The sequence below is a fragment of the Salinibacillus xinjiangensis genome (genome assembly GCF_009649735.1).
Lineage (GTDB): Bacteria > Bacillota > Bacilli > Bacillales > Alkalibacillaceae > Salinibacillus > Salinibacillus xinjiangensis.
Window position 1 is genome coordinate 68,463 of the sequence record NZ_WJNH01000004.1, and the last position, 23,325, is coordinate 91,787.

At 41.3% G+C, this 23,325-nt stretch carries 21 protein-coding genes; 8 read left to right on the forward strand and 13 right to left on the reverse strand.

Going from position 1 to position 23,325, the window contains the following annotated elements; genetic code table 11:
- Window positions 1-40 precede the first annotated feature (40 nt).
- Both GH754_RS07770 and GH754_RS07775 read right to left on the reverse strand, forming a co-directional pair.
- Window positions 41-1,228, reverse strand: coding sequence for an acetyl-CoA C-acetyltransferase (locus GH754_RS07770; RefSeq protein ID WP_153728157.1), 1,188 nt, complete (start codon window positions 1,226-1,228; stop codon window positions 41-43).
- Between the two features lie 141 nt (window positions 1,229-1,369).
- On the reverse strand, window positions 1,370-3,511 hold the full coding sequence (locus tag GH754_RS07775; RefSeq protein ID WP_153728158.1) for a 4Fe-4S dicluster domain-containing protein: 2,142 nt from the start codon (window positions 3,509-3,511) through the stop codon (window positions 1,370-1,372).
- A 202-nt stretch (window positions 3,512-3,713) separates the two neighbouring features.
- Here GH754_RS07775 and GH754_RS07780 point away from each other — a divergent pair, with 202 nt between their 5' ends.
- The gene (locus GH754_RS07780; RefSeq protein WP_153728159.1) at window positions 3,714-4,907 is read left to right on the forward strand and encodes a phospholipase D-like domain-containing protein; all 1,194 of its coding nucleotides are present in this window, start codon (window positions 3,714-3,716) and stop codon (window positions 4,905-4,907) included.
- 192 nt (window positions 4,908-5,099) lie between these two features.
- On the opposite strand, the gene argS is transcribed toward GH754_RS07780, so the two are convergent.
- From argS to speE, 4 genes are all read right to left on the reverse strand, one after another.
- Window positions 5,100-6,773 carry an arginine--tRNA ligase gene (gene argS / locus GH754_RS07785; protein ID WP_153728160.1) on the reverse strand — a complete coding sequence of 558 codons (1,674 nt, stop codon included), beginning with the start codon at window positions 6,771-6,773 and terminating at the stop codon, window positions 5,100-5,102.
- 6 nt (window positions 6,774-6,779) lie between these two features.
- Window positions 6,780-7,196: a DUF1934 domain-containing protein gene (locus tag GH754_RS07790; protein ID WP_153728161.1), complete on the reverse strand. Its 417-nt coding sequence runs from the start codon at window positions 7,194-7,196 to the stop codon at window positions 6,780-6,782.
- Window positions 7,197-7,510: 314 nt separating this feature from the next.
- Window positions 7,511-8,383 carry an agmatinase gene (gene speB, locus GH754_RS07795; RefSeq protein ID WP_153728162.1) on the reverse strand — a complete coding sequence of 291 codons (873 nt, stop codon included), beginning with the start codon at window positions 8,381-8,383 and terminating at the stop codon, window positions 7,511-7,513.
- A 52-nt stretch (window positions 8,384-8,435) separates the two neighbouring features.
- Window positions 8,436-9,266, reverse strand: coding sequence for a polyamine aminopropyltransferase (gene speE, locus GH754_RS07800; RefSeq protein ID WP_153728289.1), 831 nt, complete (start codon window positions 9,264-9,266; stop codon window positions 8,436-8,438).
- A 284-nt stretch (window positions 9,267-9,550) separates the two neighbouring features.
- On the opposite strand from speE, the gene GH754_RS07805 reads away from it, so the two are divergent.
- Entirely contained in the window at window positions 9,551-11,590 is a 2,040-nt protein-coding gene (locus GH754_RS07805) for a transglycosylase domain-containing protein (RefSeq protein ID WP_228550192.1), read from the forward strand.
- A gap of 1,051 nt (window positions 11,591-12,641) precedes the next feature.
- Here the strand turns inward: GH754_RS07805 and GH754_RS07810 are convergent.
- A complete protein-coding gene (locus tag GH754_RS07810; RefSeq protein ID WP_153728163.1) occupies window positions 12,642-13,166 on the reverse strand; it encodes a YwhD family protein in 525 nt (174 codons plus the stop codon).
- A 154-nt stretch (window positions 13,167-13,320) separates the two neighbouring features.
- Between GH754_RS07810 and GH754_RS07815 the strand changes: the two genes are divergently transcribed.
- Window positions 13,321-13,509: a 2-hydroxymuconate tautomerase gene (locus GH754_RS07815; protein ID WP_153728164.1), complete on the forward strand. Its 189-nt coding sequence runs from the start codon at window positions 13,321-13,323 to the stop codon at window positions 13,507-13,509.
- Window positions 13,510-13,563: 54 nt separating this feature from the next.
- Here the strand turns inward: GH754_RS07815 and GH754_RS07820 are convergent, their stop codons facing one another.
- The 3 genes from GH754_RS07820 to GH754_RS07830 all read right to left on the reverse strand — a co-directional run bounded on the left by GH754_RS07820 (window position 13,564) and on the right by GH754_RS07830 (window position 17,828).
- The gene (locus tag GH754_RS07820) at window positions 13,564-15,624 is read right to left on the reverse strand and encodes an ABC transporter permease subunit (RefSeq protein ID WP_153728165.1); all 2,061 of its coding nucleotides are present in this window, start codon (window positions 15,622-15,624) and stop codon (window positions 13,564-13,566) included.
- 394 nt (window positions 15,625-16,018) lie between these two features.
- Complete coding sequence (locus GH754_RS07825; RefSeq protein ID WP_323741912.1) at window positions 16,019-16,519, reverse strand: YwgA family protein; 501 nt, start codon at window positions 16,517-16,519, stop codon at window positions 16,019-16,021.
- 13 nt (window positions 16,520-16,532) lie between these two features.
- The gene (locus GH754_RS07830) at window positions 16,533-17,828 is read right to left on the reverse strand and encodes an HD domain-containing protein (protein WP_153728166.1); all 1,296 of its coding nucleotides are present in this window, start codon (window positions 17,826-17,828) and stop codon (window positions 16,533-16,535) included.
- A 247-nt stretch (window positions 17,829-18,075) separates the two neighbouring features.
- On the opposite strand from GH754_RS07830, the gene GH754_RS07835 reads away from it, so the two are divergent.
- Window positions 18,076-18,906, forward strand: coding sequence for a lipoate--protein ligase family protein (locus GH754_RS07835; protein WP_153728167.1), 831 nt, complete (start codon window positions 18,076-18,078; stop codon window positions 18,904-18,906).
- Window positions 18,907-18,958: 52 nt separating this feature from the next.
- On the opposite strand, the gene pta is transcribed toward GH754_RS07835, so the two are convergent.
- Entirely contained in the window at window positions 18,959-19,933 is a 975-nt protein-coding gene (pta, locus tag GH754_RS07840) for a phosphate acetyltransferase (RefSeq protein ID WP_153728168.1), read from the reverse strand.
- Window positions 19,934-20,194: 261 nt separating this feature from the next.
- Here pta and hemQ point away from each other — a divergent pair, with 261 nt between their 5' ends.
- The 4 genes from hemQ (at window position 20,195) to GH754_RS07860 (ending at window position 22,606) form a co-directional block, all read left to right on the forward strand.
- Complete coding sequence (gene hemQ / locus GH754_RS07845; RefSeq protein ID WP_153728169.1) at window positions 20,195-20,938, forward strand: hydrogen peroxide-dependent heme synthase; 744 nt, start codon at window positions 20,195-20,197, stop codon at window positions 20,936-20,938.
- A gap of 280 nt (window positions 20,939-21,218) precedes the next feature.
- Window positions 21,219-21,641, forward strand: coding sequence for a cell wall hydrolase (locus GH754_RS07850; RefSeq protein ID WP_153728170.1), 423 nt, complete (start codon window positions 21,219-21,221; stop codon window positions 21,639-21,641).
- 44 nt (window positions 21,642-21,685) lie between these two features.
- Complete coding sequence (gene gerQ, locus GH754_RS07855; protein WP_407690660.1) at window positions 21,686-22,228, forward strand: spore coat protein GerQ; 543 nt, start codon at window positions 21,686-21,688, stop codon at window positions 22,226-22,228.
- A gap of 99 nt (window positions 22,229-22,327) precedes the next feature.
- Complete coding sequence (locus GH754_RS07860) at window positions 22,328-22,606, forward strand: hypothetical protein (RefSeq protein WP_153728171.1); 279 nt, start codon at window positions 22,328-22,330, stop codon at window positions 22,604-22,606.
- On the opposite strand, the gene GH754_RS07865 is transcribed toward GH754_RS07860, so the two are convergent.
- Together GH754_RS07865 and GH754_RS07870 are read right to left on the reverse strand one after the other, a co-directional pair.
- Window positions 22,603-22,968: a DUF423 domain-containing protein gene (locus GH754_RS07865; RefSeq protein ID WP_153728172.1), complete on the reverse strand. Its 366-nt coding sequence runs from the start codon at window positions 22,966-22,968 to the stop codon at window positions 22,603-22,605. The two genes, GH754_RS07860 and GH754_RS07865, sit on opposite strands and share 4 nt — an antisense overlap.
- A 36-nt stretch (window positions 22,969-23,004) precedes the next feature.
- A complete protein-coding gene (locus GH754_RS07870; RefSeq protein WP_153728173.1) occupies window positions 23,005-23,304 on the reverse strand; it encodes a YwdI family protein in 300 nt (99 codons plus the stop codon).
- Window positions 23,305-23,325 lie beyond the last annotated feature (21 nt).

Here is a 23,325-nt window from a genome sequence, read left to right on the forward strand (position 1 = left end):
TTTTATTTTTGTGATAGATTATAAGAATTTATTTGCCAAATTACCCCTTAGGCACCTCAACTAGTACCGCGTCACCTTGCCCTCCACCAGAGCAAATGGCCGCAATACCAAGTCCGCCACCACGGCGTTTCAATTCAAGAACTAAAGTTAAAATAATCCGTGTTCCACTTGCCCCGATTGGGTGACCGAGTGCAACAGCTCCACCATTGACGTTTACTTTTTCAGGATCAACATTAGCTATTTTGCCACTTGCTAATGCCACGGCAGCAAAGGCTTCGTTAATTTCAAACAAATCAATATCATCAATCGACTTACCTGCTTTTTTCAATAACGAGTTAATAACGAGACCTGGTGTTTGTGGGAAGTTTTCAGCCTCAACAGCTACTTCATCATGCGCTAGAATAGTAGCTAGAGGAGTTAATCCTTCCTGTTCGGCACGGGCATCTGACATAAGTAACATCGCACCCGCCCCGTCGTTCACACCTGGTGCATTTCCTGCCGTAATGGTGCCGTCTTTATCAAAGGCTGGCTTCAGTTTTTGGAGTTTTTCAACAGATGTATCTTTACGAGGAGCTTCATCGGTGTCAACAACCATTGGGTCTCCCTTTCGCTTCGGAACTTCTACGGGTACAATCTCTTCAGCAAAAATGCCTTCTTCTGTCGCTTTGGTTGCTTTTTGATGACTGCGATAGGACCATTCATCCTGAGCTTCACGAGTTAATCCAAACTCTTCTGCTGTTTTATTTCCGTAGGTTCCCATGTGTACACCAGCAAAGGAACAGGTTAATCCATCATGAACCATCATATCCACTACTTTTTGGTCGCCCATCCGCATGCCCCATCTTGCTTTTGGCATGTAGTATGGCGCGTTACTCATGCTCTCCATACCACCAGCGACGATCACCTCTTCATCACCAACACGAATAATCTGATCAGCTAATGTAACACTGCGGAGCCCTGAGGCACATACTTTGTTGACGGTTTCTGTTTTCACATTCCAAGGAATTCCGGCGTTTCGGGCAGCTTGTCGTGAAGGGATTTGCCCCTGTCCTCCTTGAAGCACTGTTCCCATAATAACTTCATCTACTTTTTCAGCTGAAAACCCTGCTCTTTCTAAGGCACCCTTAATCGCAACGCCTCCCAACTCTGATGCAGTTAGTGAACTTAGCCCACCTCCAAATTTGCCAAAAGGCGTTCTTGAGCCTGAAACGATCACCGTTTTAACCATTACTTATTCCTCCTCTAAATTGTTGTGAGCGTTTACATAACAACGATTGAACGCTCGCTCAATGTTATGACAAAAGGGGAGGTCACCCAAACAAAGTGGTGACCAACCCTTCAGTTATCCATTTATACATCTACCAAACGATTAAGCTGATGTTTCTTCTTTTTCTTCCCCAAAGATAGATTTTGCTAATACTTCGGCAACATCCATCGTGCTCACGTTATCTTCTACTTCTTTTGCCTTCGTTCCGTCACTTAACATCGTTAAACAGAACGGACATGCACTTGAAATGGTTGTTGCTTTTGTTTCTAAGGCTTGCTCAGTACGGGCAACGTTCACACGATTACCTGTTTTCTCCTCTGTCCACATGAGACCGCCACCGGCACCACAGCACATGGCATTTTCTCGGCTACGTTTCATGTCAACATAGGTAACTCCTGGGATTGCCTTAAGTACATCACGAGGCTCATCATAAACCTCATTGTATCGTCCTAAGTAACAGGAATCATGGTACGTAATTGTTTCATTGACCGCATACTTCGGAGCGAGACGACCTTCCTCTACTAGCTTGGATAGGAACTCGGTATGATGATAAACCTCTGCCTCCAGTCCGAAGTCAGGATATTCATTCTTAAAGACATTGTATGCGTGTGGGTCAGTAGTGACTATTTTCGTAACCCCGTTTTTCTCAAAGTCTTTGATGTTCTTCTCCGCAAGCTCTTGGAATAGAAATTCGTTTCCTAAACGGCGAGCCGTATCACCAGAGTTACGTTCTTTATTTCCAAGAATCGCAAACTTCACATCTGCTTTGTTCATTAAGCGAGCAAAATCCATCACGACTTTTTGACTGCGGTTGTCGTATGATCCCATAGAGCCAACCCAGAACAGAACATCGAATTCTTCATCAGATTTCTTAAGTTCCTTAACGGTTGGGATATGAACGGATTCGTCAGCTTCTCTCCAATTTTCACGCTCTTTTTTCGATAGACCCCAAGGATTTCCTTGGCGCTCAATATTCATCATGGCACGTTGCGCATCTGGGTCCATTTTTCCTTCTGTTAAAACTAAATAACGACGAAGGTCAATAATTTTATCCACGTGCTCGTTCATAACCGGACATTGATCTTCACAGTTACGGCAAGTTGTACAAGCCCAGATTTCTTCTTCAGTAATGACATCACCAATTAGGCTTGTAGCTTGAATCGTTTCAAGGCCAGCTGCTGCTTCATCATGTGCTGCACCTCCACCTTGTTTAGCCATTTTCGCTAACTGGTTCCCTTCAGTACCAGCGAAAGCATAAGATGGAACCCATGGAGCTTTTCCTGTTACAGCAGCTCCTTTCTCGGTTAAATGGTCGCGCATTTTCACGATGAGGTCCATCGGCGACAGCATTTTTCCTGTACCTGATGCGGGACAAACGTTTGTACAACGACCACATTCGACACAAGCGTAAAAGTCAATCATTTGCAGCTGGTTGAAGTCCTCAATCTTTCCGACCCCAAAAGAAACCTCTTCCGCTTCTTCATCATCGACATCAAAATCAATGTTAGAAAGCTTTCCGGGTGATTCATTACGGCTCAAAAAGACGTTAGCCGGTGCTGCAATTAAGTGAGCGTGCTTGGATTGCGGCACATAAACTAAGAAAGATAGAAGCGCAATCAAGTGAATCCACCATGAGACAAAAAATACAACAGCGGCTGCAGTTGGGCTCATCCAACCAAATACCGCAGCAATACCAGAGGCGATTGGCTCGCTCCACGCAAGTGCTTCACCATGCCAAATAATCGCCATTCCGTTACCTAGTAAAACCGATAGCATTAAAGTACCGATAAAAATAAGAACAAGTCCTGCTTTAAAGCCTCGTTTTAAACGAACGAGTTTTTCAATGTAACGGCGATAAAATGCCCAAATAACCGCTACCAAAATCGTTAAAGTAACAATTTCCTGGAAGAAGGTAAATCCAGGATACAGAAAGCCTAACGGAAGGTGTGACCCTGGTGCGAGACCCTTCCAAATAAAATCAATGGCACCAAACTGTACGAGTAAAAAGCCATAAAACATCATGACGTGAATGGTACCTGACTTTTTGTCCTTCAATAATTTCTTTTGACCAAAAACATTGATCATAATTTTTCGGATTCGCTCTTTCCAAGCTTTATCGAATTCGACTTTGCGACCAAGCTTGATATAGGCAATACGGGTTCGGACGACTTGAACGAAGAGTCCGATAGCATATACGGTGACAGCTAAAAATAAAACCCAATTAATAATTCCTAATGTATTCATCCTTTAACCCCCAGTCCTTTTATCTAACATTTTAATGAAAGCGGATACGATATTCAATAGATTTTGAAACAAAATAATTTTCTGACTGTTATTTATTACTTTATATTATGAATGAGCATTCAGTCAACACCTTTCCGAAATTAAATTTAGTTTAGCCCCCACTAAAACCGTGAATACTACCTGTAGAGAAAGGAGAACGAGCATGACTTGGATTGCGGCGATTGGAATAATCCTTATTTGTCTTATTTTTTTGACTTGGTTAGATTTCTATTTCGGAAAAAAGCATCATGTAAAGCATAGAGAAAAGCTATATTTTCCTATTTCGAACGGACATTATACGTTATACCAATCTGGTAGTCCCCTTTTTCATGATATGTTTCAAAATATGAAAGATGCGAAGAAAGAAATTAACGTTCAGTTTTTCATTGTCAAACGAGATGATATTAGCGAGCAACTATTGAAAATGTTGGAGGAAAAAACCAGGGAGGGGCTCAAGGTCAGGCTGTTAGTGGACCGAGTTGGAGGCTTTCGACTAACTAAGGATATCCGTTACCGCTTAAGAGAGGCTGGAGTTGAGTTTGCTTTCAGCTCACGACCCGGATTCCCATTTTTTCTATATCGATTAAACCGCCGCAACCACCGGAAAATCGCCGTCATTGATGGAGAAACCGTTTATGTAGGCGGATTTAATATTGGCAAGGAATATATTGATGGGAATGTTAAGTTTAGTAAATGGCGTGATTATCATGTTCGCCTACATGGTCCTGTCGCTCACGATTTTCAGCAGGTGTTTTCGCTTGATTGGAGAGAGTCCGCCAAGCCTATTGAGGTATATAAACCTCAATTAAGGCGGGAGAATGGTGAAGTACAAGTTTTGGCTACAGATGGTGTTGGCTTAGAAAATTCCTTCTTGCAGTTGTTTAGCTTTGCAAAAGAAGAAATCATGATCGGATCTCCGTATTTTGTGCCAAGTCGTGCATTAGTTCATGGATTAAAATCCGCAATCAATCGTGGGGTTTCCGTCAAAATCATGGTCCCTATGCGCGCGGATCATCCACTCGTTAAGGAGGGGGCCATTCCCTATTTGTTCGAAATGAAAAGGGTGGGGGCGGATGTCCGTTTATATGATCAGGGATTTTTTCACGGCAAGGTGCTGATAATTGACCAAAAGGTGTGTGACATTGGAACAGCTAATTTTGATCGCCGAAGTTTTTTTGTCAACAAAGAAATTAACGTGATTATGTATGACCATACCTTTATTGAAATAGCTCGCGAACAATTCATGCGCGATTTTAACGCGAGCATTGTCCTAAGCGAAAAATGGTACCAACAACTCAGCTGGTGGACTCGTATTATCAAAATCCCCCTAGCCAAACTATTCCGCCCCCTCCTTTAACCCTTTAAAGCACTGAGGGTCTGACCCTCAGTGCGGTGTCGCGTTAGTGTGGTGAAGTGTTTTGGGGCGGGAGTGGGATAATGCTTTCTTACTATATTTAAAGATAAACTTTCCATAAAGTCGCTTCGCCCTTGCATGCCACTCCATACCCATTAAAAAAAGCCCCCCCATCCATCAGGGAGGCTTCACTCATCACATCTTTTCTGGTGCGTGAACACCAATCAATTTCATCGCATTCGCTAGCGTAATTCGTACTGATTCAATTAACGCAAGGCGAGCTTTCGTCCGATTTACCTGTTCCAAATCTAGTACTTTTTCCGCATTATAAAAGCTGTGTAAGTCTGAAGCAAGATCGTAAATGTATTGGGTTACCCGGTGCGGCATGCGCTTAGTAGCAGCTTCAGCCACAATTTGCGGGAATTCACCCAATCTCTTCAATAAATCTACCTCTTTCTCTGCCCCAAGCACTGACAAATCAATATCAGCACTCGGCGATAAGCCTTTTTCCTCTGCTTGGCGGAGCATGCTGCAAATCCGCGCATGTGCATATTGTACATAGTAAACAGGATTTTCATTAGACTCAGCGGTTGCTAAATCCATATCAAAGTCTAAGTGTGTATCATTGGAACGCATCACGAAGAAATAACGCACCGCATCAAGGCCAACCTCTTCGGCTAATTCAACCATTGTTACAGCTTTCCCCGTACGCTTACTCATTTTGACAATTTCCCCATCCTTCATGAGGTTCACCATTTGAATAATGGACACTTCCAGCTGCTTCGGATTATAGCCTAAAGCCTCGATTGCCGCTTTCATCCGCGGAATATAGCCGTGGTGATCTGCACCCCAAACATTAATTAGGGTATTAAATCCGCGCTCAAATTTATTTTTATGGTATGCAATATCAGGTGTTAAATAGGTGTAGGAGCCGTCTTGTTTGACGAGCACACGGTCCTTATCATCCTTGAAATCGGTCGTACGGAACCAAACCGCCCCATCCTTTTCATAGACGTAGCCTTTATCCTTCAAGGTCTCGATAGCTTTTTCTACTAGCCCCTCATCATAAAGAGAGGTTTCTGAAAACCAATTGTCAAACGGAACACGGTAATCCTCTAAATCCTTTTTAATCTGGTCTAATAAAAAGTCCAACCCATATTGACGACAAAATTTCACGCGTTCATCCTCAGATTCGTTCGCCCACTTATCACCGAACTCATCAGCCATTTTCTTCCCAAGCACGACGATATCCTTTCCATGGTAGCCATCCTCAGGCATGTCAAAATCAGAATTGCCAAGTGCCTGCATATAGCGCGCTTCAACAGACTTAGCTAAATTATTCATTTGATTTCCGGCATCGTTAATGTAATATTCACGCTCTATATCATAGCCTGCCTTTTCCATAATGTTCGCTAAGGAATCCCCAAATACCGCGCCTCGCGCATGACCAAGATGTAAGGTTCCAGTCGGATTGGCCGATACAAACTCGATTTGAACCTTTTCGCCTTTCCCAGCATCCGTCTTCCCGTAATCATCCTTTTCTTTTAAAATCGTTGGGACTAAATCCGTTAAGAAGGATGTGTCTAGGAAAAAGTTAATAAAGCCTGGTCCAGCAATCTCTATATTTTTAATCGATGCCTTGGACTGATCAAATTCAGCGACGAGCTCCTCGGCAATTTTACGCGGGGCTTTTTTAGCAATTCGAGCAAGCTGCATCGCCATATTGGTTGCGTAATCCCCGTGCGCCTTTTCCTTTGGCGTCTCTAAAACGACCTCTGGAAGCTGCTCCTCTGTTGCCAATCCAGCCTTCACAACAGCCTGTGCAATCTCGGCTTTTAATTTTTGTTCGGTTTGTTCTACTATATTCATATACCTTTACTCCCTTTCATATGTAAGCGTCAATCTATGACTTTGTGGCTCCTGTTCGTTTATGCTTAGCAAATAACTAATATCCACCTGGCCAAGCAGGCCCTTTACCGGTTCTGAAAACTCAATATCCTTTGTTTCTGTCTCCATACGCATTGTGCCATATGGATGATAGTAGGTGCTTTCCGTAATTCGGTCCTCACGAAAAATTTGATTCATTTTCACCTTGCCCTTACGTTTCACGACCACTTTGTCCTGAGAGATGGTAATCATGTTTCGGATGGCATTCCCATCCTCATCATGTTCATTAAAAATTAACACATGGGTATCATCGTTATCATAGAATTCACCCTTCTCCACTACATCCATTTGTTCACGAAAACTCTGGTCTGTAATCTCAGTTTTTAATGTTACTTTAACATTCATTGGGTTACCAGCCAAGATGTATCGCTCCGATCATTGGTTTAGGTCTTATCTATTATAAAGATTTGGGGGGAAATTCTCAAATGTTTGGGGGTGGTGCGCGTTGGGGGCGGTGGATGCTAAAGATTAACTAATAAAAGCTAATGTATACATTATTTTTGCTGAAGAAACTTAAATTAGCTAAAGATCACCTTATATATGCTGTTGTCCTCTCATATTTAGCTAAAGCATTCAGTTACCTTGCTAGAGTTCCACCATCAAATGCTGAACAACACACGCACACACACGCGACCATGCTTATCACCTGCAGCTATCCGCTACTTCACCCACCCCAACAACATCTCACGCACAAACTTACTAGCAGCAATCGGGGTCTTTTCCGTCGGATCATACACAGGAGCCACTTCAACCAAATCAGCCCCGACCACGTTAAGGTCCGACTCGGCAATCTTTTGAATAGCCTCAAGAAGCTCCTTGGACGTTATCCCTCCTGCTTCAGCGGTTCCCGTTCCAGGCGCATAGGCTGGATCAAGGACGTCAATATCAATGGTGACATAGACAGGTCTACCCGCTAAACGAGGCAATACCTCACGCAACGGCTCTACTACATCATATTTGGCCATATACATGCCACTATTCACAGCATATTGAAATTCCGCCCGCATGCCTGAGCGGATACCAAAAGAAAACACGTTCTCTGGTCCAATTAGCTCACAGATTTTACGAACAGGTGTGGAGTGACTTAGCGCCTCTCCCTCATACTCCTCACGTAAATCCGCATGGGCATCAATGTGAATCATCGCCAAATCGGAATATTTTTTATAAACTGCCTGAATTATCGGCCAGGTGACGAGATGCTCACCACCAAGGCCCAATGGAAATTTGTTTTGCTCCAATATTTTTTCAACATAATCTTGAATCATATCTAAGCTTCGTTGCGGATTTCCAAACGGTAATGGAATGTCCCCCGCATCGAAATAGTTCACTTCCTCAAGGTGCTTATCCATATAAGGGCTGTACTCCTCAAGGCCTAGTGACGCCTCGCGAATTCGATTAGGGCCGAACCGTGAGCCAGGTCGAAAGCTTACCGTCCAATCCATGGGCATACCATAAATAATCGCATCTGCTTCTTCATGGGTGGGACGGCTCATGATAAAAACTTTTCCGGAATAACCTTCATCAAATCGCATCCGTAACACCTCACACATTATGTAATATAGAGGGAGCGAGTCCACTCCCTATTTACTTTTCCGTCAAATCCTTCACAAATTTCGGCAACACAAAGGAGGCATAGTGAAGCTCCTTCGTGTAATATTTGGTATCTATGTCATGGAATCGTTCCTGATTTACCTTTAATGGATCATGAATTTTGCTTCCTAGCGTAAAGGTCCATAACCCACTTGGATAGGTTGGAATATTGGCTGTGTATAGACGGGTAATTGGAAAAATTTCTTTGACATCGTGAAAGACCTGATAAATAAGGTCTGCTTTAAACCATGGATTGTCTGTTTGAGCAATAAAAATGCCGTCTGTTTTTAAAGCCTTTGATATTCCGTCATAAAAACCCCGCGTAAACAGGTTCACCGCAGGACCCACAGGCTCTGTAGAATCGACCATGATGACGTCATATTCTTTTTCACTCTGGGCAATATGCATAAAGCCATCATCGACTTTCACCTCTACTCTCGGGTCATCTAGGCTTCCTGCAATTTCAGGTAGATATTTTTTTGAGTACTCAATTACTTTTCCATCAATTTCAACTAAGGTTGCTTTTTCAACAGAGGGGTGTTTCAAAATTTCACGAATCACCCCTCCATCTCCACCGCCTACAACCAATACATTTTTTGGACTTGGATGGGTAAACAAGGGTACATGAGCGACCATTTCATGATAGACAAACTCATCTCTTTTCGTGGTCATAACCATGTCATCTAATACAAGCATGTTACCCCATTCTTCTGTATCATACATATCTAATTTTTGATAATCGGTTTGTTCTGTGTGTAACGTTTTATTTATTTTCGCTGTGATACCGAAATTCTCTGTTTGTTTTTCCGTAAACCATAAGCTCAAGTCTTCATCTTCCTTTCTGACAGTCATCCACCAAATTATAGGGAATTAAGCCATAAATGTTAAGTACTTTTTAAATCGGTATAATCCGACAATTTTTTGTTTAAAAACACATTTCCATTTCCATACTGAATAATAAGCTTTTTCAGATGTCTGGTTGCGGCTCCTACACCCTTGAGGTCATAAAGTCAATCCTTTTCGTGACAAAACCGTCACTACAAGGCTCGTCTTATGCCTATTAGGTGTAACCAAGTCGCCTACGCACTTCTAAGAAAGGTGGAGCTATTTTGGAACGTGGTCACCGATTATTAAAATGGTTTATATATAGCTTTCTCATTGGCTTGGGGGTTATGTTTATTTGTGCCCTAAGTGTGTATTTTTATAGTTATTCTCAAGGACCTCCTTCCCTCACTAGTGACCAGAATACAGTTATTTATTCAAATGCGGAAGAAGTGATTGGGGTAAAACACGGAAATCAAAATCGTTACTGGGTGAAGCTTGATGAAATTTCCCCTCATCTAAAAAAGGCTTTTCTCATAACGGAGGATCGATCCTTCTATGAGCATTTTGGGTTTGACATGTCTCGAATTGCCGCCGCTATGATAAAAAACATTGTTAATATGGACAAGGTCGAAGGGGCAAGCACCATTACCCAGCAATATGCCCGCAACTTGTTTCTAAATCATGAAAAAACGTGGACCCGTAAAATCAATGAGGCCATCTATGCTTTACGGTTGGAGATGTTTTATGAAAAGGATGAAATATTTGAAGGCTACTTAAATACCATTTACTTCGGGCACGGCAATTATGGAGTGGAGGCTGCAAGTCGCTATTATTTTGATAAGCATGCCAATGAATTGACCATTGCAGAAGCGGCATTGCTAGCTGGAATTCCTAAAGGGCCTTCCTATTATTCGCCGATCAATCATCCTGAACATGCCACAGAGAGACAGCAAATGATTCTAAAGCTTATGGCCAACCAGGGTGAAATCACCGAGACTGAACTCAAGCATGCTAAGCAGGAGAAGCTGGCAATTGCACAGGAAGAGGAACGACAAGGAAAACAAATTGCACCCTATTTTCAGGATGTTGTCATAGGAGAAGCAACAACAATATTAGATATCACAAAGGAGGAGCTCATAACAGGTGGGTACAAAATACACACCACCTTAGACACAAAAAAGCAAAAGGCATTAGAAAAAACAGCCGAAAACCAGATGGATGACTCCTCTAAAATTCAAGTGGCTGCGGTCAGCATTGAGCCGAAGACCGGTTCTGTTCAAGCTTTATTAGGAGGGCGTGACTATGAAGAGAGTCCATATAACCGGGTAGTACAAGCCAAACGAATGGCAGGCTCAACCTTTAAACCATTCCTGTACTATGCAGCTTTAGAGCGGGGTTATACACCTGCAACACCGCTCGAGAGTGCACCAACACAGTTTGAATTAGCCGATGGGCGCGTTTACGCACCCTCGAACTATAACGGCTATTATGCCAACGATGAAATTACACTGGCTCAAGCCATTGCGCTATCCGATAACATTTATGCGGTCAAAACGAATCTATTCTATGAGCCTGAAACCTTAGTGGAAACGGCGAAGGAATTTGGTATTAAAAGTGAACTTCCTGCTGTCCCATCACTTGCCTTAGGTACTGCATCTGTATCAGTCCTGGAAATGGCAAAGGGCTATAGTGTCTTGGCTAATGGGGGTAAGGATGTGATTCCACATACCATTACCAAAATTACAAATGCCGAGGGCGAAGTTTTATATGAGCGCAAAAAAACAGAAAAGGAACAGGTGCTTGACCCTAAGCAGTCCTTTATCTTAACCCATTTAATGACCGGGATGTTTGATGAAAACTTAAATGATTACAGTCGGGTAACTGGCGCCGCCATTCAGGATATGCTCAGCCGTCCATATGCGGGCAAAACTGGGTCTACCAATACCGACAGCTGGATGATTGGCTTTAGCCCTCAGGTGACTACTGCCGTTTGGACAGGCTATGACAAAAATGAAAAAATCACGAAAACAGAGGAACAAGCCTATGCGCGAAACATTTGGGCTCATTACATGGAGGCTGTACATAAGGAGCTCCCAGTGAAAAAGTTTAAGCCACCTGAAGGCGTTGTTGCGGTTTCCATGGACTCCCACACCGGAAAAATTGCCCATTCTGGCTGTGAGGACCAGCGTGTTACCTATTTCGTCGAAGGAACCGAACCGAGAGAATCCTGTACACTTCATGTGCCTAAAAATCTGTTTGATCCGAACCAACCAAAGGATGAGAAAGAGGATGGAAGCTCTCTTTGGGACTGGGTAGGATTTTAATGGTGTTAGCGCAAGATGCAATTGGACGATTGGATGTGCAATGTGGAGATGTTTTTTGCAATTGATGAAATAGATGTTGAAAAGTAAAGATCTATATTCAATCCCTCTAGTTAGTGTTCAATTGTGTGGAAAACGGTTCAATTATTTTAAAGGCTGTTTTCGTAAACATTGTTGCTGTTTTATTTAGCAATAGATATAAATTGCGACGTAACTTTAGCATGACTCGTTTCCAAATATCAATTTGATGAGTACGAAACCGTCGCTACGGAAATACACTTCGCTTTCACCCAAGGGCACAAGTGCGACATCTATTCAAACTCCCTTTGGTCGTTTTCATAGTGTCTTCTTTGCCGCGGGCGAGCGGTGAGCCTCCTCACTACGTTGCGGGGTCTCACCTGTCTCTTTGATCCCACGAAGAACAGGACGTTCGAGTGTCGGTGTTGGCCACAGGACGTGGCCGTTTTTAACCGACCAGGAGTCTCCGTGTATTTCCTCCGCTATAAGCAGTGCCTCATTCGTTTATTTAGAGCTGAACTTTTGGTAATCAAAAGCTTTTTAAATATGCATTCATCAGAACACTCAAATAGTGGAGGCAGAATACGGAGACTCCTATGGGAGGAAGCGTGGTGAAGACCCCGCAGGAAGCGGTCTTTGCTTCCGAGGAGGCTGAGGCCGTGCCCATGGAAAGCGAAGTATTCTGCCGGAACGGTTTGCATGCACTCAATATTATTCAGAACGACTCAGCAACACTAAAGAGTCTAACTATGTCGCAGTTACTATCAACTGCGAATTAATAAAAAGCAACAAACTTTGCGAAAACAGATTCTTTAAAAAAGAGCAATTTACACCGTCTCACTGCAATCCATTTTTCACCCTTGCACCACACCCATGAACCCCATAGAAAAAGGGCCGACCGCAATTAATGCTAGGTCGACCCTTTTTCTTGTCCTAGTAAACATGTAAACCCATGTGTACTTATTTTACAAAGTTCCAGTGAAAAGCACAAGATATTCAAAAAACGTTCACAATTCTTTCAAATTTTTCCTTCAGCCTATTCGTCAAAGGCTTTATGTACTTCTTCACGAGAATTATCCCACATGTCAGGATTGAATTCCTTTAGAAAATCACCTAAAACCTTTTTGGATTTATCGTCCATGTGGTCAACAATCACTCTACCTTTAAGAGCCTTATCCATATGATTAACATGCTCAGGTAATAGCTTGTAGCCACGGCGAATTTCGCGATCTACGACTAATTCACTTGCTGCCACACCGTAATAAAACGGACCTTTTTCATCCCTTTCTACGGTTGTCCATGCAATCCAATATAATTTTCCATTTGGGACTTCATTGCGGTCTGGTAAAAACTTGATACGTTTTTCCACTACACTTCGGGCATGCATGGCTCCCATATCCACAAATGCCTTCTCCTCATTTGGATCTACAATGATAGGCGATAAATTCTCAAGACTAAACGATCCACCTCCACTGTAGCCTGGGTGGCCATCTATTGGATCATCCTTCATTATTGTAAAGCTTTGGGTTTTCTTTGGTTCTTTTTTATCTGCCACTTCCATAAACCTCCTTCAGTTGTTCAGGGAAAGTTTGATTATCATTTTAACATATTCCAACACCTAAACACATCTTCAACGAATTCCCACTCGGACATACTTGGCTTTTTTAGAAAAGTGAAATAAACTGTAAATAACGTTAAATAAGGAGGGAATCACCATGCCATATGTAAATGTCAAAATGCTAGAGGGTCGTTCTGAGGATCAGAAAAAGGCCTTAGTAGAAAAAGTAACTGATGCTGTTGTAGAGACCACAGGTGCCTCTAAAGAGAAAGTCGTTGTGTTTATTGAAGAAATGTCTAAGAATCATTACGCAGTCGCTGGTAAACGCTTAAGTGACGAAGATTAATCTACATACTCAAAAAGGCCAAGCTCCTAAACTTATAGGAGATTGGCCTTTTCATCACTCTAGAGGAACCTCGCCATCCCGTCGATGCACCCAAACAAAGTCCTCGTCTGTTAAGGTTTCCTTTTTCAACTGCTGGCGTTTCTGTTTCATTACACTCTTTCGTAATTTCCTTTTACTATAGACAACCCCAACTTTAACCTGTTGGACCTCTTTTACCCCCTGAATAATAAATTGCATGGCTATAATCGATAGCATAAATGCGATTAACACCCAGAGGATAATCCAATAACGATTGCCTGACATCGCATATGTGGTCGATCCGATTAATCCTGACCACTCATAGGTAATCGACCTTGGTGGATCGGGTGGATTTTCAAAGCTAACATTCGTCCCACCGAAGAAAAAGTTAAAGACTCCAAGGTGGATAAAAATGAGTAGTACCTGAATAAACTGCTGCCCGAAAACAATCGTCAACCTTGGACCAATGTGTGGAATGATGTGTTTCCATAAAACGTGAAATTTGCTTCCACCTAATACCTTTGCACTCGTAATAAACTCTTTATTTAAGGTTTGCTTCATTTCATTACCAATTAAAACTGTAGTCAAAGGAACAACCAAAATCGTCAATATAACGATTTCGATAATGATTCGCTCACTAAAGCTATAGGCAAATCCGACTCTTGTTTCCATTAAAATCGGAGCCAACAATAAATACGCAATAATGCTGAGCGGGAGAAAATGTGTGGAATCTACGAGTTTCTCAAGCCACTTTTGTCCCCTTGTATTTAAGTGAAATGCATAAAATGTACCCATCAGAAATCCAATCAATACACGAAGTAGCGCAATGGCAAGCGCAAAGATAAGCGTATACTTAGCCCCAATCACTATTTGGTCATAAAGGCTAAAGCCAAGCTTGTCAGACCCTAATAAAAAGGGTTCAGGTGGTGCATGAGGTGGAGCTGATTTTATTGTCGCTCCATCCTCCTCATATACGATTCTCTCCTGGTCTACATGATTATCAGTCGTGATGGAATAAAGAGCACTATAGACAATTAAACCGATAAAAAATAGACTACCAATCGCAAATTTAATATTTTTCATATGAACAAAAAATACTTTCAATGGATAAACCATAAGCAGCCGTGGTTTACGAATTTGCTTGATGGACCTACCAAAGCCTTCTATGAAATTTCGTAAACTGACTAACGGCTGAATGGCTTGAACCCTACGCCATCTACTTCTCTTTTGACCAATCACTTTGCCATAGACTCGTTCTTCTTCTAACCAAACATCAATGAACTGGTAAAAAACAAAAAACGGTGTAAACAGCATGATGAGGGAAACAGCTATCGTAATCGGGTCGAACCCCTCGACCATATAGAAGGTCAATCCTTCTATACTAAAGATTCTCTCAATGATAAATTGGCTTGATAAGGTTCCCCATAAAATAACTTTTGAATGATAAAAAGCACTCGGCGTAATGTTTTTTAAAATATGCCGTAAAATGATGGCCTTACGTTTGATCCCTTTGCTCTCTGCGAATACTACATAGTCTTTCAAAAATTCCTCCTCTACCATTAGGAGCAGCACTTTGAACAAAGACACCATTGGCAAAATGGCGAGTGTAATGATAGGGGCTAAATAAATCTTTGAATCCATATAGGTTGCAATGCTAAAAATCTTGACTCCTGTTGCCTTATAAATATAAATGACTAGCATTTGTAAGAGAATGGCAACAATAAGGTCTGGTACAGATTCCAGCAAATCAAGCAAACGTTTGATTGGATTTAACAGTACTTTCGGTAAAAAGTTTGCAACAAAAGCAAAAATAAAAGCTATTAGGAAACCTAGCAATAGGGCACCAAGTAATATTTGCATCGAATAAATAAACGGGTCCCACAAGACATCAAGCAAAGGAAATTCCTTCGGCGGGCGCCCTGCTATGTACACCCATGAATCAGGGTTAACGAACTGTTTGAAAAACTGACTTAAATCGATAAAGTAACCTTTGATGTCAGTTAATCCTCGAGTTTGAAACACCTGAGGCATAATACTAATACACAATATGCCAACGATTCCTAATATGTAATAAATGAATGGTTTGATAAATTTCATAAGTCCACCCCTAGTAGCATTTTCTTATATACAATAGACGGATGATGTGAGTCTTTTGTTTCAGTATTATTTAAACTTTCTGATATTTCCGGGTGTAATTTTGCTTAAGCTACAGGTGTTAATCGAGAGGTGACTAGTAAAACTAGCTGAGACTTTAGCATTAATCCTTGTTCTTCAGCTTGTCTGCAGTAAACTCAAGCGTACCTGTGACAAGCTTCAGCATAATCGGAGACCTTTAGCAAAACACGTTAAATCTTCAGCATTTTCCCGGTTCTCTTTAGCCCAAGCACTCAGCGCCATTTTTAGCCAAACACCAAGCCAGCATCAGGCTCAGTCCTCACAAGATGAGAAAAAATCCACCCCTTCCTCATCTCCGGGTGGATTCCTTCATCTTTTAATGCTGAATACCCATATCGCCAATAAAGTTCCAAGCCTGCTGCAGCTCTTCGCTCGTATAATTCTGTTTCTTCTTCACGGTTAGCACTTTTTCTTCTACTTCCTCTTTCGGCATCCCTTCAAAGAACAGCATCGTGGAAACGAGCTCTAGAAACCGGGAGCTTGTCTCACTCATTTTTTCAATATGTTCATCCATATTCGGCATATCTAGGTTGTAGTGATCCAAAAACTTTTCGCCCTCACCTGTTAGGGTGTAACGATATTGATAGTAGCCACTTTTCTTTTCCTTTTCTTCCTGTAAAAATCCGAGATTGATAAGTTCTTGCACTCTTAAAGTTAGCTCTTCGGAATAAGGACCATAGAAGTGAAACTGATATCGTTCCGAAAAAGGAAACTGACACTTTTTTAAGATGTAGATCATCTTTTGCAATCTTTTTCTGCCCACAAGCTCCTTGCACTCAGAAAAGAACGTAATTAATTTGGCATGTTCCTGTAACACAATTGGTCAACTCCTATCCCTCTAAAATCTCCAAAATACGTTTTTTAATATGACTATCATCAGATAAGGCTTCGATAAAATCAGATGGAAAATAAAGTTTGTGATCCGTACGTTTTTTGCCTGAAATCGCCTCAACGATATCGGACTCGCGGGAAAGCTCTCTTAATTCATCGTTTTTCATCACCAAATGAATCGGCAAACGTTCCTCATCCTCACCCGGGCGGTAAAAATCGTACGGTAGATCTGACGATGAATCCACTTCTAAATAATAATCTGGATTTATTCCCGCTTCTGTAAAGAGCTTATGTAGCTCCATCCACTGCTCAAATTGATGGTTCGGATTAAATTCAATATATTTAAATAAGTGCCTATTGACGAATCGATTACATAAATCACTCAAAATCTCATCGTCTTCATCCTTCCAAATTTGGAAATAATACATGACGATCGATTCATCTAGCTTTAAGTAATCCTCAAGGGTTGGTGCCTCCTTGAAGAAGGATTCAAAATGAAGCGGGGCAAGTTTGAATTTGTAATTTTGCTCATACAAATGCTTTGCTCGGTGTAAAATTTTCGTCAAAATAACCTCCGAGCTTCTCGTCACAGGGTGGAAATAAACCTGCCAGTACATTTGGTAGCGACTCATGATGTAATCTTCAACGGCGTGCATTCCTGTTGCTTTAATGACAACCTGTTCATCCATAGGCCGCATCACTCTGAGTATGCGTTCCATATCAAAATGCCCATAGCTAACCCCAGTAAAATAGGCGTCCCGCTGCAAATAATCCATACGGTCCGCATCAATTTGACTAGAAATGATACTCACAACAAGCTTATTAGAGTAGGTCTTACCAATCACATCGGCAACGTTTTGCGGAAATTTAGGATCCACACGCTTTAAAATACGATTTACGCTCGTATCCCCCAAAATAATTTCACGCGTGTAGTCCTCGTGATCGAGATTAAATACCTTTTCGAACGAATGTGAGTATGGTCCATGTCCCAAATCGTGTAATAAACCAGCTGTTAAACATAAAAGACGCTCATCTTCATTCCAATCCGGATGCTCTTTAAAGTTCTCTAGTATCCTTCTCACAATTTCATAGACTCCAAGGGAATGGTTGAAACGACTGTGTTCCGCTCCATGAAATGTATAAAAAGAAGTGCCTAGCTGTTTAATTCTTCTCAGTCTCTGAAACTCAGGGGTACCAATTAAATCCCAAATCACACGATCTCGTACATGAACATAACGGTGTACAGGGTCTTTGAAGACTTTTTCTTCCCTTAGCTGCTCGCTCTGATACGACATTTTTCCCGACCTTTCCGCATTAGATTCCGTTTAACTTTGTTTTATTATATAAAATTTATCGTCAAAAAAACACCTTGACTTTTTCAGGTGTTGACAAATTTCGTGCGCAATTGCGCTTATTCTAAGGTGTTGGTTCATAAAAAAATTTTTGTGACTAATTCTAAGTGTAGTTGATTACCCATCATTCTTACAAGCCTAATATTTTGCTATAATAGAATAGTTAGATTGACATAAAGGAGAACAGAACATGAAGGATCTTCATCCTATATTACATTTTGATCAAGTCCGATTTTTAGATCAATCCAATTTCATTCATATACCCGCCATGCAATCCTTCGCGACTGATGACGCCCTTTGCCTGTCTGTTAGTGAAGGGATTTCGACTCCTACAGCACGATTATGGGTGCATGACCGCACGATTGTACTCGGGATTCCTGACAGCCGTCTCCCCCATTTGCAAGAGGGAATCAAATTTTTACAGGCTAATGGATATCAGATAGTGGTAAGGAATTCAGGTGGTTTAGCTGTAGTTCTTGATCCTGGCATCTTAAACCTTTCACTCATTTTTCCGACTGGAAAGAAGCTCGGCATCCACGATGGGTATGAAGCCATGGTCTCGTTTGTGAAGGAGTTGTTTATGCCTGAGCAGGTGAATATTGAGGCCTATGAAGTCGTAGGGTCCTATTGCCCTGGGGATTACGACCTCAGTATTAACGGGAAAAAATTTGCTGGCATTTCCCAACGACGGGTCAAAGACGGAACTGCAGTCCAAATCTACATGTGTGTGGATGGTTCCGGTTCAGAACGGGCAGCACTCGTTCAACAGTTTTATGAAAAAGGATTACAGGGTGAATCGTCTCGTTTCACCTACCCTGATATTCAACCAGATTCAATGGCATCTTTGAGCGAATTACTCGGAAAACCAATAACAGTTGAGGACATTCGGAATCGTATTTTATATAAATTAAATGAAATATCTAATACCATCAAAACAGAACCCTTAAATGACCAGGAGTTAGTCTGGTTCGAGAAGCGACTTGAACAGATGGTGGAGAGAAATGAAAAAGTGTTTGGATAAAAAAAGGGTGCAAGCAAATGTTGAAAAACAAATTGCTTACACCTTTTTTGTATTATCCTATAGATTGAGCCGCCGTAATAATGGATAGCTTATAAACATCATCGGCACTACAGCCTCTTGACAGGTCGTTCACAGGCTGATTAAGTCCCTGCAAAATTGGACCCACCGCATCAAAGTTACCCAAACGTTGTGCAATTTTATAGCCAATATTTCCTGCTTCTAAGCTTGGGAAAATAAACGTATTGGCATCTCCTTGGATTGGAGAATCTGGTGCCTTTTTTTTCGCAACAGACGAAACAAAGGCTGCATCAAACTGGAACTCACCATCTACCACAAGATCAGCATTCTTTTCCTTGGCTAGTTGAATGGCATTTTCCACTTTTTCTGTTTCCTCAGATTTAGCTGATCCCTTCGTAGAGAAGCTTAGCATCGCGACACGTGGGTCAATATCAAATAGCTTAGCTGTTTGTGCACTTTCTACCGCAATTTCTGCTAGATCCTCACTGTTTGGTGCGATGTTTATAGCACAATCAGCGAACACATACTTTTCATCATCGCGCACCATAATGAATACTCCGGAAGTCTTTTTAATTCCTTCCTTCGTTTTAATGATTTGTAGGGCTGGGCGCACGGTATCTGCTGTTGAATGAGCCGCACCACTGACTAGACCATCCGCTTCATTCATATAGACAAGCATTGTTCCGAAGTAATTTTCATCCTTCAAAACAGTACGTGCTTTCTCTTCTGTTGCCTTCCCTTTTCTTCTCTCCACAAAGGCATTGACCATGTCATCAAATTTGTCATAGTTCTCTGGGTCTACGATTTGACAATTGTCCACATTGACATTAAGCTGCTCTGCTTTCTGTTTTACTTCATCCGCATTTCCGATTAGTACAGGCGTAACAACACCTTCCTCAGAAAGTTTACCTGCAGCTTCAATAACACGTTCATCGGAAGCTTCAGGCAATACGATTTTTCTATCATTATTATGTAATTTTTCTTTTAAGGTTGTAAACAGATCACTCATGGGTTTCCCTCCTAAAATCTGCATCTGTTATATATTTTAACCTATTTGCTGTATTAATGAAATCATTTTGCTATATCCCATATCCTTCCAGCTATCCCTTCTTACTATTCCCTGTTTGATGTATTTTAATGACTAGAGGATTCTAATCACTTTGTACACAAATTTGTCGTATTTACAGCGTGTTTATGTTTTTAATATTGCCAATAACTTGTGTTATATTAAACATGGAAAGTATGTACGAAGGAAAAAGGAGCGATATAGATGAGTGAAGCAGTTGAAACCTTAGATGGCTGGTATTGCCTGCATGATTTCCGTACCATTAATTGGGCGGCATGGAAAGAGGCATCTGCTACAGAACGCGAACTAGCCCTTGCAGAACTTAGAAATGAATATGAAAAATGGCAGGAAAGGGAGCAAATCAAATTAGGTAGCTTTGGCGTTTATTCCATTGTTGGTCAAAAAGCTGACCTCATGTTTATGCACCTTCGACCAACTATGGAAGAATTAAATGAAATCGAAACTGCCTTTAATAAAACCAAATTTGCCGAATTTACTGAGCCTGTATACTCATATGTTTCCGTTGTAGAGTTATCCTCTTACATGGCAAAGGATAAAGATCCAGAAACGGACCCTGAGATTCAAGCAAGGTTAAAGCCGATTTTACCAAAATGGAATCATGTTTGTTTCTATCCAATGGACAAGCGTCGTGAAGGGAATGATAACTGGTATTCTCTTTCTATGGAAGAGCGCGGTAAGCTCATGTACGCTCACGGAAAAACTGGCCGTAAGTATGCTGGTAAAGTACGCCAGATTATTACTGGGTCCGTTGGCTTTGACGATTGGGAATGGGGCGTCACTTTATTTGCACATGATGTACTACAGTTCAAAAAATTGATTTATGAAATGCGCTTTGATGAAGTAAGTGCACGATTTGCTGAATTTGGTTCCTTCTATGTGGGCCACCGCAAAACATTTGATGAGCTTGTACCCTTGCTTCATGTGTAAAAAATTCAACTAAATAAGTTCTAAAAATCCTATGTTTACATATGTTGAACATAGGGTTTTTTTATGATTCCTCTTTGCATCCTCATGCATATCCCACGTTATGAAGCATATAAATTTTATAGGTAAAGGTATATTTTTTTGGAACTTTCACCCATTTTACGACATAGACTAAGGTGTAATGTCTATTAGGCATATATGGATTAGACCATGAGAGGAACCCCTATTGAAGCTGGTTTGAAAAATCACGAACACTTAGCCTAGGTAAAGTGAGGTGATCTATTTGGCAGTGATTCCCTTTACTGCTGCAGGTCAAAAATTATTAGCAAGACTAATGCGTGCTGAGGCTGAAGGTGATGGGCAGCTAGGGATGTTAATGGTTGGAAATACCGGGGTCAACCGTGTACGTGCTGATTGCCTGGATTTTAAAGACATACGCACCATAAATGACATGGTGTACCAATCACCTGGTGGCTTTGAAGCAACACAGAAAAGTTATTTTTATCAAAGAGCTAGAAGTAAAGATTTAGATTTAGCCCTTAAAGTATTAAGAGGAAGACGGGAACATCCCGCTACCAATTCTTTATGGTTTTTCATGCCTGAAGGAAGCTGTCCGGCACAGTGGTTTGGACAGTGGAACACAGGTAGATATAAATCCCATTGTTTCTTTTCACCTACTCAATCAGAATGTCCAACTGTATTTTAGAAAGGAGTGTCCATGTAATGGCTGAAGAAAATGCATCAAATGGTATGGGGCAAGGCCCTAGCGCACCATTTCAAGGCGGTCCACAGCAGCAGCCGCAAGCACAAGCACCTGGATTTCAAGGAGGTTTCCCAGGAGGTCAACAAGGAGGTATGCCACAAGGAATGGCCCCAGGAGGTATGATGCCTGGAATGATGCCAGGTGGAATGGGTCAAATGCCTGATGGGATGCAGCAGATGCCAGGCGGTATGGGGCAAATGCCTGGTGGAATGCAGCAAATGCCACCATCTGGAGCACCTATAGGACCTGATGCAGGTATGGGACAAAATGGTGGTGTCCCATTTGAGGAAGAGTCCTACATTGAAAATATTTTACGTTTAAACCGAGGTAAAATGGCAACGGTTTACATGACTTTTGAAAATAACACCCAATGGAATGCCAAAGTGTTCAAAGGAATCATAGAAGCGGCTGGTCGAGACCATATTGTGTTAAGTGATCCACAGACAGGTCGTCGCTACCTTCTATTAATGATTTATCTCGATTATGTAACCTTTGATGAAGAACTTGAATATCAATATCCATTTGCGTAATAATCACATGGATGACGAAAAAGAAGATTGATAGAAAAATCCCTTGTCATCTTACTATTGACAAGGGGTTTTCTTACCGTTCAAACGGGACGAGTATATATGAATGTTTATGCTGAAAGGAAGAGCATGATGAGACATCAGGCTGAGAAATTTTTTCAATATCAATATCTTTCCTTATTTACTAGCTTTCTATTTGGTGTTTTAGCTCTCTGGCAGAGTGATACACCTTTATTTTTCCTTTTTGCGTTTTATGCCCTATCTTTAAGCTTTATGTTTGAAGGGCTCGCTTACCAATCACGTCGAAACCATGTTCAATTTGTGGAGCAAATCATTCGAGCTCTTTTAATCTTTTTATTGTCTTCATTTCTATATTTTTAAATATATTTAATAACGGCATAGCCGAGCATGATCCAACCAATTAGAAAGGCTACGCCTCCTAACGGTGTAATCATTGCAAACGTTTTAATTGCAGTAGTGGAATAGATATACAAACTACCAGAAAACAACAGAATTCCGATAAAGAAAAACCAACCCGCTCCTGTTAAGGATTGATTCAATTTTAAAGCGAGAATACCTGTAATAAACAATGCGACTGTATGGAACATTTGATAGGTCACAGCTTTATCCCACGTAGCAAGCATTTTTGCACTCAATTTTCCTTCGAGGCCATGGGCACCAAAGGCACCTAAAGCAACAGCAAGAAAGCCATTAATGGCCCCTAGAATTATAAATAACTTCATAAACTTATTCCCCCTAGTTTGTTTGTGTTTTTTTGATTAAAAGTCAAAGATTGAGGATCCGTTTGCTCCTTCATGGTCGATTGATTGTTGTCCTGTTTGTTGCATTTGACGGGTCTCTTGTGGTTGTACAGCCTGAGTTTTCATTTGTTTTTCCTCTGTAAGCTTGGCTAAAACATCTGTTTCACTTGTTGAGGATTCTTCATCTATAAACAAATCGGTTAATAACCGGACTGATTTAATGTGTTCCTTCATTTTTGTTGCATCATGTTGGTTTTCCATCGCCTTTTGGACTTCATTCATCATTTTGCGGAGTACTTTTTGATCTGAAACCGGCACTTCTATCTGCCTCCTTTATGT

Coding starts and splice junctions, on each gene's coding strand:
- GH754_RS07770 (WP_153728157.1), bottom strand. CDS start 1,228: ATGGTTAAAACGGTGATCGTTTCAGGCTCAAGAACGCCTTTTGGCAAA.
- GH754_RS07775 (WP_153728158.1), bottom strand. CDS start 3,511: ATGAATACATTAGGAATTATTAATTGGGTTTTATTTTTAGCTGTCACC.
- GH754_RS07780 (WP_153728159.1), top strand. CDS start 3,714: ATGACTTGGATTGCGGCGATTGGAATAATCCTTATTTGTCTTATTTTT.
- argS (WP_153728160.1), bottom strand. CDS start 6,773: ATGAATATAGTAGAACAAACCGAACAAAAATTAAAAGCCGAGATTGCA.
- GH754_RS07790 (WP_153728161.1), bottom strand. CDS start 7,196: ATGAATGTTAAAGTAACATTAAAAACTGAGATTACAGACCAGAGTTTT.
- speB (WP_153728162.1), bottom strand. CDS start 8,383: ATGCGATTTGATGAAGGTTATTCCGGAAAAGTTTTTATCATGAGCCGT.
- GH754_RS07810 (WP_153728163.1), bottom strand. CDS start 13,166: ATGGAAGTGGCAGATAAAAAAGAACCAAAGAAAACCCAAAGCTTTACA.
- GH754_RS07815 (WP_153728164.1), top strand. CDS start 13,321: ATGCCATATGTAAATGTCAAAATGCTAGAGGGTCGTTCTGAGGATCAG.
- GH754_RS07820 (WP_153728165.1), bottom strand. CDS start 15,624: ATGAAATTTATCAAACCATTCATTTATTACATATTAGGAATCGTTGGC.
- GH754_RS07830 (WP_153728166.1), bottom strand. CDS start 17,828: ATGTCGTATCAGAGCGAGCAGCTAAGGGAAGAAAAAGTCTTCAAAGAC.
- GH754_RS07835 (WP_153728167.1), top strand. CDS start 18,076: ATGAAGGATCTTCATCCTATATTACATTTTGATCAAGTCCGATTTTTA.
- pta (WP_153728168.1), bottom strand. CDS start 19,933: ATGAGTGATCTGTTTACAACCTTAAAAGAAAAATTACATAATAATGAT.
- hemQ (WP_153728169.1), top strand. CDS start 20,195: ATGAGTGAAGCAGTTGAAACCTTAGATGGCTGGTATTGCCTGCATGAT.
- gerQ (WP_407690660.1), top strand. CDS start 21,686: ATGGGGCAAGGCCCTAGCGCACCATTTCAAGGCGGTCCACAGCAGCAG.
- GH754_RS07860 (WP_153728171.1), top strand. CDS start 22,328: ATGAATGTTTATGCTGAAAGGAAGAGCATGATGAGACATCAGGCTGAG.
- GH754_RS07865 (WP_153728172.1), bottom strand. CDS start 22,968: ATGAAGTTATTTATAATTCTAGGGGCCATTAATGGCTTTCTTGCTGTT.